Annotated in this window: 13 protein-coding genes; 8 read left to right on the top strand and 5 right to left on the bottom strand. The window is 70.7% G+C overall.

The genetic code is table 11. From position 1 onward, the window contains the following. The 5 genes from AC3WLN_RS17575 to AC3WLN_RS17555 all read right to left on the bottom strand — a co-directional run. On the bottom strand, positions 1-555 hold a 555-nt coding region (locus AC3WLN_RS17575), incomplete at its 3' end, for a DUF447 domain-containing protein (RefSeq protein ID WP_492483381.1). A 4-nt stretch (positions 556-559) separates the two neighbouring features. Then, positions 560-2,167, bottom strand: coding sequence for a DUF6513 domain-containing protein (locus AC3WLN_RS17570; protein WP_492483379.1), 1,608 nt, complete (start codon positions 2,165-2,167; stop codon positions 560-562). Further along, entirely contained in the window at positions 2,164-2,772 is a 609-nt protein-coding gene (locus AC3WLN_RS17565; protein ID WP_492483378.1) for an amino acid kinase family protein, read from the bottom strand. Before AC3WLN_RS17565 ends, AC3WLN_RS17570 begins: the two co-directional genes overlap by 4 nt. Further along, complete coding sequence (locus tag AC3WLN_RS17560) at positions 2,772-3,515, bottom strand: (5-formylfuran-3-yl)methyl phosphate synthase (protein WP_492483377.1); 744 nt, start codon at positions 3,513-3,515, stop codon at positions 2,772-2,774. The genes AC3WLN_RS17565 and AC3WLN_RS17560 overlap by 1 nt, the downstream gene beginning before the upstream one ends. Before the next feature lie 187 nt (positions 3,516-3,702). Then, positions 3,703-4,227, bottom strand: coding sequence for a DUF3280 domain-containing protein (locus AC3WLN_RS17555; RefSeq protein WP_492483375.1), 525 nt, complete (start codon positions 4,225-4,227; stop codon positions 3,703-3,705). A gap of 234 nt (positions 4,228-4,461) precedes the next feature. Between AC3WLN_RS17555 and AC3WLN_RS17550 the strand changes: the two genes are divergently transcribed. The 8 genes from AC3WLN_RS17550 (at position 4,462) to AC3WLN_RS17515 (ending at position 12,814) form a co-directional block, all read left to right on the top strand. Beyond that, a complete protein-coding gene (locus AC3WLN_RS17550; protein ID WP_492483373.1) occupies positions 4,462-5,691 on the top strand; it encodes an ABC transporter substrate-binding protein in 1,230 nt (409 codons plus the stop codon). 192 nt (positions 5,692-5,883) lie between these two features. After that, positions 5,884-6,879: a YVTN family beta-propeller repeat protein gene (locus AC3WLN_RS17545; RefSeq protein WP_492483371.1), complete on the top strand. Its 996-nt coding sequence runs from the start codon at positions 5,884-5,886 to the stop codon at positions 6,877-6,879. Between the two features lie 215 nt (positions 6,880-7,094). After that, positions 7,095-7,544: a cupredoxin domain-containing protein gene (locus AC3WLN_RS17540; RefSeq protein WP_463777148.1), complete on the top strand. Its 450-nt coding sequence runs from the start codon at positions 7,095-7,097 to the stop codon at positions 7,542-7,544. Positions 7,545-7,571: 27 nt separating this feature from the next. Continuing rightward, positions 7,572-7,823: a hypothetical protein gene (locus AC3WLN_RS17535; RefSeq protein WP_492483369.1), complete on the top strand. Its 252-nt coding sequence runs from the start codon at positions 7,572-7,574 to the stop codon at positions 7,821-7,823. After that, positions 7,820-8,563, top strand: a complete 744-nt coding sequence (locus AC3WLN_RS17530; RefSeq protein ID WP_492483367.1) for an ABC transporter ATP-binding protein — start codon at positions 7,820-7,822, stop codon at positions 8,561-8,563. The genes AC3WLN_RS17535 and AC3WLN_RS17530 overlap by 4 nt, the downstream gene beginning before the upstream one ends. 23 nt (positions 8,564-8,586) lie before the next feature. Beyond that, positions 8,587-9,480 carry an ABC transporter permease gene (locus tag AC3WLN_RS17525; protein WP_492483409.1) on the top strand — a complete coding sequence of 298 codons (894 nt, stop codon included), beginning with the start codon at positions 8,587-8,589 and terminating at the stop codon, positions 9,478-9,480. Next, a complete protein-coding gene (locus AC3WLN_RS17520; protein ID WP_492483365.1) occupies positions 9,480-10,115 on the top strand; it encodes a hypothetical protein in 636 nt (211 codons plus the stop codon). Before AC3WLN_RS17525 ends, AC3WLN_RS17520 begins: the two co-directional genes overlap by 1 nt. A gap of 266 nt (positions 10,116-10,381) precedes the next feature. Then, complete coding sequence (locus tag AC3WLN_RS17515) at positions 10,382-12,814, top strand: TonB-dependent receptor (RefSeq protein WP_492483363.1); 2,433 nt, start codon at positions 10,382-10,384, stop codon at positions 12,812-12,814. The last annotated feature ends 57 nt before the right edge of the window (positions 12,815-12,871 follow it).

Raw genomic sequence — 12,871 nt, 5'->3', positions numbered from 1 at the left:
GCCGAGGGCCGCGGCGACCTTGTCCTCGATCCAGTCCCAGGCCTCGCGCTCGGCGGGCCCGGCGGTCTTGGCGATCGCGATGGCGTGGTAGCGCATCTCGGTCAGGATCTTGTCGGGCTCCAGCATGTGCAGGCGGGTGGAGAGGATCGCCGCCTCCAGCACCGCCGCCTGCGCCCTGTTGTAGCCGATGAAGGGGACATGCGCCGCCGCGTGGACCATCCGTCCCCGGTAACGGGGTCGCACGGGATCGTCCTCGATCGCCGCCACCTCGAACTCGGCATGGCCGAAGCTCTCGGCGAGGCGCCGCCCGGCAATCCGTTCGCAGGGCAGGGTCGCCCAGTCGCGCCGACCGGTCACCGCCCCGGCGATCACCCGCACGTCGCTGGGGCTGGAGGCGGCGAAGACCGGGTTGTCGGCGAGATTGAGGATGGTGGGGGAGGGCCGGAACGGCGCCAGGATCCAGTCCTGGCCGTCCTGGATCAGCCCGAACGGCACGAGGTGCAGCGTGCCGTCGCGGGCGGTGGTGGTGACGACAGTCTCGAGGATCAGCGGCACGGGATCAGGCCTTTCCCGCGGGGGCGGACCGGTCCGCCGGGGCGGATTCGTCGGGGACGAACTTGCCGCAGACGATGCGGCCGCCGCCCTCGGCGGGCGTCTCCGAGATCGCGTCGGCGGCCCGGGTCTCGCCCGATCCCGTCGTCTCGGGGGCCGCCGCGCCGGCCTCGGGCGGCGTGGCGTCGCGGGCCGCGATCCCGGCCGCGGCGGGGCCGGAATGCTTCGTGTGGCCGGCCTTCTTGAAGGCGGTGGTGTCCTCCGCCTCGGCATCGGCCGCCGCCCCCCAGGCCAGGGGCTCGTCCTGCACGTAGCGCTTGCCCAGGCGCCAGGCGGTCTCGGCCTTGGTCAGCTCTCCGCCGAGATAGAAGGCGTGGGCGCCGTCGCTCGCCACGTCGCCGGTCCTCTGGAGGTCGGAGAAGAAGGCCATCGCGTCGGTGCCGGTCGCGTGGAGATCGCGGTTGAAGAGGTGGATGCCGTCCTCGGCCACGGCGATGCGGTAGTTCGGGTCCTTCACCTCGGCCGCCTGCATCGCGATCTCATCCGGGGTCTGCACGTAGGGCCGCTTGTCGTGGAGGGCCAGGAGCGCGCGCCCGTAGCCCTTGGGCAGGGCCGAATCGGCGCGGGCCGCGAACATCACCCGGCGGGCGGCGTCGTGCTCCTCCACGGTCCGGCGGGTGTGGTTCGAGACCTGGACGATCAGCACGTTGCGGATGGCGAGCTCGGAGCACATCCCCACCAGCAGGGCGGTGACGCCGAGGCTGTCGGCCTCGGTGAGCTCAGTGAGGTTGCCGGTGCCCATCATCATCTCGATGCCGGGCCAGCGCTTGCGCGTCTCGTGGTAGCGGGTGATCGAGTCCACGAAGCCGAAATGGATCGGCTCCAGGATCGGGTCGGCCATGTAAGGCCGGCCCGCCTTCTCCATGCGCTCGATGGCGCGGTCGAGGGAGGGCAGGTCGTCGGGGCGCACCGGCACCAGCACCGGCACCGCGTCGGTCTCGAAGGCGAGATCCAGGGTCTGCTCGTTGAGGCTGAGCAGGAAATCGGCCCCCGCCCGGGCGCCCCGGGTCAGCTCGTCGAGGGAGAACGAATCGACGCTGACCTTGAGCCCGGCGCCTTTCAAGAGGCGCACGCAGTCCTCGAGATGCGGGAACTCGGTGTCCGGCAGGCCGCCGAGGTCGATCACGTCCGCGCCGCGCCGGGCCAGATCGAGGCCCTTGGCCAGGATCTGGTCGGGCGTCATCTTCGAGGCGTCGACGATCTCGGAGAAGATGCGCAGGTCGTGGCGGGAGAGATCGACCGTGCGCCCGGCAAGCCCGAGATAGGCCGGCAGGTCGACGATCTCGTCGGGGCCGCGCTCCACCGGCAGGCCGAAATGCGCGGCGAGAGCCGCCGGATTGGCGCGGCAGCGCCCGGGCAGGACGATGCGGGTGGCGCCTTGCGGAATCGTCACCCGGCGGCGGATGATCTCCTCCGTCATCAGGGCGGCGACCTTCACGCCGGCATCGGCGATGCTCCAGGCGTAGCGCTCCGGCGGCAGGGTGGCGGCGACCTTTTCCAGGCGCGCCTTGGCCATGCGGCCGGTGATGAAGACCAGGTGCTCGGGCGCCCTCATGCGGCGGCCCTCGCGGAATCGAGGCCGGGCGGATAAGCGGCGCCGGGACCGAGGATCTCGATGCGGCCGGGATAGCGCGCCGCGAAGGCCGGGAAGGCCCCGTCGACGAGGCCGCTCCGGGCGAGATCCGCCCAGTCCGTCCCCGCCGGCCGGTTGGCGGACTTCACCAGGCAGCAGCGCGGGGCGCCGATCGCGCCGGCGAGCCAGAGCGCGAGGCTGTCGGAGGTGACGTCCCAGCTCTCGGGGATGTCGGGATGGCCGTCCCGCAGGGCGACCGGGTCCCAGACCGGGACCCGGCCGGCCGCCAGGACAGCGGCGATGGCCCCCGGGTCCCGGGCGGGGACGAGGCGCGGCTCCAGGTCCGAAAGGATCTCGGCCATGCGGCCCATGGCGTCGAGGGCGAGGCGGTGGGCGAGGGCGTCGGAGAAGCCGAGGGCGGCCTGGGCGCTCCGCACCGCCTCGGCGAGGGGTCCGCCGCCGGGAACGACGACGTGAGGGGCCGCCGCGCCCCCGGCGAGGCGCGCGAGGCAGGCCCGCAGCCGGGGCGCATCGGCGACGAGGCTGCCGCCGAGCTTCACCACGGTCGGGGCGGCCGGCCCGCGCATCAGGCGGCGTCCCGCCGGGCCGAGGCCCGGATCAGGCGCACGGCCTCGGCGACCCGGGCGGGATCGAGGCCCTGGCGGCGGTCGCCGGACGCGCAGAGCCCGCCGCGGAAGCCGAGGTAATGCGGACCGAGGGGGGCGAGGTCCGCGATGTCGGCGAGCGCCAGGGAGCCGGCGAGGCCCGAAACCAGGCCGTGGTCGCGGCAGGCGCGGGTGAAGGCCGCGAGCGCGGCCGGGGCAAGATGGTCGGTCAGGCGGCGCCCGTCCTTGCCGGCGGTGTCGATCATGGCGCCGAGGAACCCGGCGCGGCGCAGGCGCGGCACGAGACCGGCGGCCCTGCCGTCTTCCGCGAACAGCACCGCGATGAGGCGGCCGGAGGCGGCGGAGGCGGCCCGGGCGAGGTCGTCCTCCGACCAATCGCCCCCCACCGCCACCTTCACGACGTCGACGCCGGTGGCCGCCATGGCGGCGATGGCGGGAACCAGGGCCGCCCGGCCCGGCTCGCCCGCCACGGCGCTCGCGCGGGCACGGCCGGCCACCTGCGCCACGATGGCGCGGACGGTCCCGGCGGGGAGGGCGCCCAGCGCGCCGCGATCAGGGTCCTTGGCATCGACGAGGTCGGCGCCCGCGCGGGCGGCGAGGTCCGCCTCGTCGGCATCCCGCACGCTCACGAGGAGCCGGGGGGCCGTGGAATCGACGGCGAAGGACCGGAAATCGACGGGTGGGGAGACGCGGGGCACGGACATCAGCGCGGGTTTCGGTTGCTCGGGGGCCTCGGGGGAGGCCATCGACGACGCCCGGGTCGGGAAGCGCCGCGCCCAGGGTGGCGCGGCCGGGGCAAGTTCGGCCTCAAGCTGGCGCTTCCGGCCTGAACGCGGGCCTAGCGCATGGGCGGGGATAAGGGAAACCCCCGCCTTTCGAAAGCCCGACCGGTCAGGACCGGTTCGGCAGGGGCTCGGTGAGGAGGCGGTTCTTCACCACCCAGCGCATGGCGTGCGCCCAGGTGTCGTCGGTGTCGGCGCGGATCACCACCCGGCCGCCGCGGATGACCTTGCCGGTGGCGGCCTCCGCGATGGTCACGGTGAGGTTGAAGATCTGGTTGGAGCCCTTCTCGACGTAGCCGGAGACCGCGAGGTCGGCCCCCAGGGTCTTGGCGATGGCGGCGGCGCAGCCGTCGCACTTGTAGAGGGGGGCCTGTTTGGCGATCTCGGCCGCCTGGGGGGCGACGTCCACGGACTCGACGCTGTCGGCCAGCGCCTTGCGCAGCTCGTCCGTCACGAGGCCGAGGCGCCGGACCTCGTCGGGCCGGGCCTTGCGGCCGCCGACCACGCCGGGGTCGAACAATTCGACCCCGAAGATCGCGGCCTTCTCCGGCGCGGCCCGGGCGGGGCCCGCGAGGACGCCGGCGGCGAGGAGGGCGGCGAGGGCGAGCGCTGAGCGGACCGGAGACGGGGCCATGGGCGAAGTTCTCCGCTGGGGGCGGCACCAGGAGGGACCACGGGAACGCGCCGGACGCCCGCACGATCCCGCCGGCTTCATCAGTTCCCCGAGATCTGCCCGGAAACCGTCCGGCGCGCAAATGCGCCGCCCCGTCGCGGGGATTTGGTCAAGGTTTCCGCCGGGCGCCCTTAAGAACCGCTTAGCAATCCGCGATTGAGCGCGGCGGCGCAATGTTGTTAGCCTCACCCCCACATGCCCAGCCCCGCACGCCTCCTCCTCGCCCCGCTCGCCCTCAGCCTCGGGCTGTGCGGCCTCGCCCCGGCCTCGGCACAGGAGCCGGCATCCCCCGCGGCCGCGCCGGCGATTCCCCCGAGCGAGACCCATATCGGCCTGATCTACCGGCCCGAGCCCGCACCCTCCTCCTACGACGCCGAGGCGGTGCCGGAGGACGAGGGCGTCGCCGGCGCCCGGATGGCGGTCAAGGACAACAACAACACCGGTCGCTTCACCCAGCAGACCTACGTGCTCGACGAGGTCGCCCTCGCGGGGGACACGGATGGGGTGGCGGCGGCCCGGGACCTCGCCGGGCGGGGCATCCGCTACCTCGTGGTGGCGCTGCCGGCGGCCGAACTCCTCGCCATCGCGGATGCGCTGAAGGGGCAGGGCGTCACGATCTTCAACATCGCCGCCCCCGACGACCGCCTGCGCGGGGCCGATTGCCGGGCCAATGTCTTCCACGTCCTGCCGAGCCGGGCGATGCAGACGGACGCCCTGGCGCAGTTCTTCACCCTGATGCGCTGGCGCAAGATGTTCCTCATCGTGGGCCCGCAGGAGAACGACCGGCTCTACGCGGAGGCCTTCAAGACGTCCGCGAAGAAGTTCTCCCTCAAGATCAACGCGGAAAAACCCTGGACCTTCGGGCCGCTGGCCAAGGCGCGGGGCGACACGCCCACCCGCTCCGAGGCGATGGTCTTCACCCGGGGCCTCGACTACGACATCGCGGTGGTGGCCGACGAGGCCGGCGACTGGGGCGACTACGTCCCGTTCCGCACCGTCGATCCGCGCCCCGTGGCCGGCACGCAGGGGCTGATCGCCACCACCTGGCACCCGATGCTGGAGACTTGGGGCGCGGCCCAGGCGCAGAACCGCTTCCGGCGCCAGTCGGGCCGGCTGATGCGGCCCCTCGACTACCAGGCCTGGGCGGCGGTGCGCTCCGTGGGGGAGGCGGCGACCCAGAAGAAGACCGCCGACCCGGCGGTGCTCGCCCCCTACTTCGCCGACCCGGCCTTCAGCCTGCCGGCCTACAAGGGCGTCTCCCTGAGCTACCGGCCCTGGGACCACCAGCTGCGCCAGCCCATCATCGTGGTGCAGCCGAAAGCGATGGTCTCGGTGGCACCCGAGCAGGGCTTCACGCATCAGCGCACGCCACTGGACACCCTGGGCATCGACCTGCCGGAGACCACCTGCAAATTTCCGGACTGAGCACGTTTCCCGGCCGAACCGGTGCCCCGACCCATCCCGTCACGTTCGCGCGAGGCCGGGATAGCGCGTGCCGCCTGCGGCAACACGATCCCCACCCGCTTGCAGTCTCCTGCTCCCCGTGGGAGGGGGCTGCACTATAGTAACGCCCAATCAATCGCGCACGACACAGCGATGGCCCCGAGGAGGAACCCCATGAGCCGCGGCTTCAGGGCAGACGCGTCCGGAACGATCCTGGGCCTGGCGCTGCTGGCAGGCACGATGCTGGCGACCCCGGCGCAGGCCTACACGGTCTACGTGACCAACGAGAAGGGCAACTCGGTCAGCGTCATCGACACCGAGACGATGGCCGTGACCGGGACCTGGAAGGTCGGCCGGCGCCCGCGCGGCATCACCACCAGCAAGGACGGCAAGGAACTGTTCGTCTGCGCCAGCGACGACGACCGCATCGACGTGCTCGACACCAGCACGGGCAAGGTCGTGCGCTCCCTGCGCTCGGGCCCCGATCCGGAGCAGTTCATCCTCGGCCCCCAGGGCAACCTGCTCTACGTCGCCAACGAGGACGACAGCCAGGTCACCGTCATCGACGTCGAGAAGAACAAGGTCATGGCCGAGGTGCCGGTGGGCGTCGAGCCCGAGGGCATGGGCCTGTCGCCGGACGGCAAGATCCTGGTGAACACGTCCGAGACCACCAACATGGCCCACTTCATCGACACCACGACCTTCCAGGTCATCGACAACATCCTGGTCGATGCCCGCCCGCGCTTCGCCGAGTTCACGGCGGACGGGAAGTATCTCTGGGTCTCGGCCGAGGTCGGCGGCACCATCAGCGTCATCGACGTCGCCGCGCGGCGGGTGATCAAGAAGATCACCTTCAAGATCCCGAGCGTGAACGACGAGGCGATCCAGCCCGTCGGCATCCGCATCACCAGGGACGGAGCCAAGGCCTTCGTGGCGCTCGGCCCGGCCAACCGCATCGCGGTGATCGACGCGAAGACCTTTGCCGTGGAGAAGTACCTCCCCGTGGGCCAGCGCGTCTGGCAGCTCGCCTTCACGCCGGACCAGAAGCTGCTGTTCTCCACCAACGGCTCCTCGAACGACATCTCGGTCGTGGACGTGGCGGCCGAGAAGGTGGTCAAGAGCATCCCCGTGGGGCTGCTGCCCTGGGGGGTCGCAGTCTCGCCGAACTGAGTGCGTCCCTCTCCCCCTTGGGGCAGGGCCGTCGCGGAAGCCGGTTTCGGGAGCCGAGGCGCCTCATGGAGCACTCCGTCATCGGCGCCCCGGAATGACGCCGCACCACCCTCCGCGATAGCCCTGCCCCTGCGGGGAGGAGGGCTCCGCGAGATCGAAAACGACGACCGCTCCAAGGCGGCACCGCCCCCGGGCGGCCAACGGGAGGACAACGAATGACGCGAACGATGCGGCGCACCGCCCTCGCCCTGGCGGCGCTCCTCGCCACGGGTTCGGCCTGGCTGGCGCCGGCCCAGGCCCTCGACCTGACGAAGAAGCGCCAGAACCTGCCCGACCTCGTCCTCGGCAACGAGGAGGGCAACGACTTCGTCGTCGAGAACAAGGAGATCGAGCTCGAATCCGGCAAGGCCTACCGCCTGCGGATCGTCGCCAAGGGCCGGCAGGAGTACAAGTTCTACGCCACCGAGTTCTTCCGCAACATCTGGTTCAACCAGATCGTCATCCAGCACCTGGAGATCCACGGCAGCGGCCCGCCGGATCATTTCGAGTTCGACGATCCGGGCGAGATCGCGATCGAGTTCGTGACGATCCGGCCCGGCGAGTATCCCTGGTCGGTCCATGGCCTCGAATCCAAGGGCATGACCGGCAAGTTCATCGTGAAGTAAGTTCATCGTGAAGTAGGATCTCCGTCGATGCGCGCTCCCCCGGTTCTCGCCCTCTCCGTCCTCCTCGCCCTCGGGAGCGTCGCCGCCCGCGCGGACGACAAGGCCGCCTGCGCGGAGGGCATCGCGATGATCAAGGCCGAACTCGAGAGACCCGCCCCGGAGGCGGTCCGGCCCAAGCTCAAGAAGGCCCTGCGGGTGGCCGAGCGCGAGATGGGGGAGGGCGAGTTCGACGAGTGCCTGGACGCGGTCGGCGACGCCAAGCGGGCGTTGAAGCCGTGAGCGCGAGCCCTGCCCTCGAGGTCGCCCAGGTCAGCCACCGCTTCGGCACGCGGGCGGCCCTGTCCGACGTGTCCTTGAGCGTGGCGCGCGGGCGCTTCACCGCGCTCCTCGGGCCGAACGGGGCCGGCAAGACGACACTGTTCTCGGTGATCACCCGGCTCTATTCGAACCAGGACGGCCGGGTCTCGATCCTCGGCCATGCCCTCGACCGGGAGCCGAGCCGGGCGCTCGCCCGCCTCGGCGTGGTGTTCCAGGCCCGCACCCTCGACACCGACCTGACCGTCGCGCAGAACCTCCTCTACCACGCCAGCCTGCACGGGATTCCCCGCAAGGCCGCCAAGGCGCGGATCGCCGCGCTCCTCGACCGCGTCGGCCTCGCCGACCGGCGCGACGACAAGGTCCGCACCCTCTCGGGCGGCCAGTCCCGGCGCATCGAGATCGCCCGCTCCCTGGTGCACGAGCCCCGGCTCCTGCTCCTCGACGAGCCCACCGTCGGCCTCGACCTCGAATCGCGTGCCGACATCGTCGCCATCGTCCGCGCCCTGGTGCGGGAGGAGGGATTGTCGGTGCTCTGGGCGACCCACATCTTCGAGGAGATCGACGCGTCCGACGACGCGGTGGTGCTGCACCGGGGCCGCATCGTCGCCCGCGGCACCGCCGGCTCCATCGCGCAGGGCGACGAGACCCTGGAGGCGGCCTTCCGCCGCCTCGTCGCCGAACCCGCACGGCAGGCCGCATGAGCACGCCCACGGAGCCCGTCGCCATGCCCCTGAGCCCCAGCACGACCCCGCGCCCGGTCGCCGCCCCGGCGGAGGCGCCGGTGCCCCATCTCGGGCGCCTCGACGCGGTCGGCTACCTGATCTGCCTCGGCGGCATCGTGCGGCGCGAATTGCTGCGCTTCTTCAACCAGAAGGAACGCTTCTTCTCGGCCCTGGTCCGGCCCCTGGTCTGGCTGTTCATCTTCGCGGCGGGCTTCCGCAACACGCTCGGCGTCTCGATCGAGCCGCCCTACCAGACCTACGTGCTCTACGAGGTCTACGTGGTGCCCGGCCTCGCGGTGATGATCCAGCTCTTCAACGGCATGCAATCCTCGCTCTCGATGGTCTACGACCGCGAGGTCGGCTCGATGAAGGTGCTGCTGACGAGCCCCTATCCGCGCTGGCTGCTGCTGCTCGCCAAGCTGATCGCCGGCGTCACCGTCTCGGTGGTGCAGGCCTACGCCTTCCTGGCCATCGCGTGGTTCTGGGAGCTCGACATCCCGGCCCTCGGCTACGTGGCGGCGCTGCCGGCCTTCATCGCCTCGGGGCTGATGCTCGGCGCCATCGGCCTGCTGCTCTCCTCCATGGTCAAGCAGCTGGAGAACTTCGCCAGCGTGATGAACTTCGTGATCTTCCCGATGTTCTTCGCCTCCTCGGCGCTCTACCCGCTCTGGCGCATCCGCGAATCCTCCGAGACCCTGTACTGGATCTGCCAGCTCAACCCCTTCTCCCACGCGGTGCAGCTCGTGCGCTTCGCCCTCTACGGGCAGTTCGAGCCGATCGCCTGCGCGGTGGTCGTGGGCACCACGCTCGCCTTCTTCACCCTCGCCGTCGTGGCCTACGATCCCGGCCGTGGCATCATGGCCCGGCGCGGCGGCCCGGCCGGAGACAATTCCTGATGATTTCTCGCACGCTCAGCCTCCGGGCCCTCGCGGGCCTCGCGCTCCTCACCCTCGGCGCCGGCCCGGTCCTGGCCCAGCCGAAATCCGATCCGGACTGGCCCTGCGTCCAGCGCAAGGTCTCGACGCTCAGCCCCGGCACGGTCTGGACCGGGCCGGACCTCGAGGCCGCCGGACCCTGGGGCGACGATTTCGAGGCCGCGGCGCTCGCCCAGAAGATCGCCTCGCGGCGCACGGCCCTGTCCGAGGTCGACCCGCTCCTCGACGATTTCGTCGCCAAGGCCGGCGCCGAGAAGGAGAAGCGCCTTACCCGGGTCTTCGCCGGGGTGTTCGAGGTGATCAACGGCGAGCGCAACAAGGTCGTCGCCGGCATCGGCCGCTACGCCCAGGGCCAGCGCCGCATGGCCGAGCGCATCCGCCAGGAGGCCGACCAGATCAGCGCCACCAAGGACGCGCCGAGCGCCCAGGATGCCCGCGACATCCCCAAGGACGCCTCGGAGCTCGAGACCAAGTTCACCTGGGACCGGCGCATCTTCCAGGAGCGCAGCTCGTCCCTGACCTATGTCTGCGAAGTCCCGACCCTGCTGGAGCAGCGCCTCGGCGAGATCGCGCGCAAGATCCAGGCCCGCCTCTGAGGGCGGGGTGCCGTGCGGGGCGAGGCCGGCCCCGGACGGCCTTGCCACTTTCTCCCGGGCGACTTGCTGAATTCTCCCCAAACCTTTGAAATCGTAAGAAAAATCGTGTCCGCAGCGCCACGCCGGACCACCAATCGAGCGGCCGGCGCGCAAAAGTGCTGAATCGGCGCGGCGCGCGATTGTTCTACGCCTCCGATCCTCTCAAGACTGTGTTCGAAGCCCCGGCCAAGGGGCAGCCATACGAAGACGATCTTGGGGGACTGGGGATGACGAAGCGGACACTGCGGGGCAGCCTGCTGCTGTCGGTGGCCTTGCTGCCGGGCGCCGTTCTGGCGCAGGGCGCCGGCGGCCAGCAATCGGTGACGCTGAGCGAACTCGACGTGGTGGCGACCACCCCGGTCAGCGGCACCGGCGGCGGCGGCGGGCAGTCCCTCTACAAGATCCCCAACACCGTCGAGACCGTGACGGCGGCCGATTTCGCCCAGGACCGCGCCACCCTCGACCCGACCTTCACCCTGGCGCGCAAGACGCCGGGCGTGAACCTGTCGGACGGGCAGGGCAACGGCTTCCGCCAGACCCTGACCTATCGCGGCTTCGACGCCTCGCCCCTCCAGGGCGCGCCGCAGGGCCTCGCGGTCTACCAGAACGGCGTGCGCATCAACGAAGCCTTCGGCGACGTGGTGAACTGGGACCTGATCCCCTCGGTGGCGATCAACCGGATCGACGTCGTCACCGGCAACCCGGTCTTCGGCCTCAACGCCCTCGGCGGCGCCGTCAACATCGAGATGAAGAACGGCTTCACCTGGCAGGGCAAGGAGATCACCGTCAGCGGCGGCTCCAACGGGCGCATCCTCGGATCGCTGCAATACGGCGAGGTCATCGGCCCCTGGAGCTTCTACTTCGCCGGCGAGGGCCTGCGCGACGAGGGCTGGCGCATCAAGTCGCCCTCCGAGATCGGCCGCGTCTATGCCGACCTCGGCCACAAGTCCCTCGACTCCGAGTTCCACATCATCGCGTCGGGCGCCAAGACCTTCTTCGGCGCCGCCGCCGCCACGCCGGTGGACTTCACCCACGTCAACGAGCGGGCGATCTTCACCTCGCCCCAGACCATCTCCACCGAGCAGGGCCAGATCCAGGTCACCGGCAAGGTCGCGATCTCGCCGACCTGGGACCTGCAGGGCAACGCCTATGTCCGTCGCCTGAGCCAGTTCACGGTCGACGGCAACGACGGCAATTTCGAGCAGTGCAGCACGCGCTCCAGCAACCGCGGCTTCCTCTGCTTCGAGGATGACGGATTCGAGCGGGGCACCCTGAGCGACCGCGCCTTCCGCGATCAGTTCACGATCCTGGGCCGCCAGGGCCAGCGCATCCCCTTCCGGGCGGGCGTGCCCTACGGCACCCTCGACACGATCCGCACCGAGGCCACCGGCTACGGCGGCACCCTGCAGGCGGCCAACCGCGACCAGGTCTTCGGGCACGGCAACACCTTCGTGGTGGGCGGCAGCATCGATGCGGCCAACTACACCTACAAGTCGTCGAGCACCCTCGGGGTGATCAATCCGGACCTCACCGTCACCACCGATCCGCTGAACCCGAACTACGGCACGATCCCGGGCCTCGGCACCGAGGCGATCCGCACGGCGGCGGCCCTCGGCATCGCGCCGAGCAACGTCACGGGCTCGAACCTCTACATGGGCCTCTACGCCCTCGACACCTTCGACGTCACCGACGCCCTGTCGCTCACCGCTGGCGCGCGCCTGAACTTCGCCCGCATCTCGACCCAGGACCAGACCGGCTTCTCGCCGGACGTGACGGGCACGCACTACTTCACCAAGGTGAACCCGGTGGTGGGCGCGACCTACCGCTTCTTCCCCTGGCTGAACCTCTACGGCGGCTATTCCGAGTCGAACCGCGCCCCGACGCCCCTCGAGCTCGCCTGCGCCAATCCCGACCGCCCCTGCCTGCTGCCGAACTCGCTCGTGGCCGACCCGCCGCTCAAGCAGGTCACCGGCCAGACCTACGAGGTGGGCTTCCGCGGCACCGTGCCGAACTTCTACGAGAACGGCCTGTTCAACTACAAGATCGGCGCCTTCCGCACCGACCTGCGCAACGACATCCTGCAGGTCGCGGTGCCGGGCAACGCCGCCCGCGGCTACTTCGTCAATGTGCCGGCGACCCAGCGCCAGGGCATCGAGGTCTCGGGCGAGTATGTCGGCGAGCGCCTGAGCCTCTACGGCAACTACGCCCTGATCGACGCCACCTTCCAGTTCGAGGGCGAACTGTCCTCCCCCAACAACCCGCTCGCCGATGACGGCCTCATCAACGTCCGGCGCGGCAACAACCTCCCGCTGATCCCGAACCACCAGTTCAAGGCCGGGTTCAACTACCTGATCACCCCGATCTGGACCTTCGGCATGAACCTGTCGGCCTTCTCCTCGTCCTACTACCGGGGCGACGAGTCGAACATCAACCGCAAGCTGCCGCCCTACTTCACCGCCAACCTGAACACGAGCATCCAGATCAGCCCGAACGTTCAGGTCTTCGCCCTGGTCACGAACCTGTTCAACAACCGCTACGCCAATTTCGGCACCTTCGCCGAGACCGGCTCGGTGGCGGGCAACTTCGTGATCAACGATCCGCGCACCACCACCCTGGTGCAGCCGCTCTCGGCCTATGGCGGCGTCCGCGTGACCTGGTAGTCCGGCGCACCGGACAGGACGGGCGGGCGGGGGGGGGGGGGGGGGGGGGGGGGGGGG

The organism is Methylobacterium sp. FW306-05-D (assembly GCF_058782155.1).
This window is presented reverse-complemented; position numbering and strand designations above follow the sequence as displayed.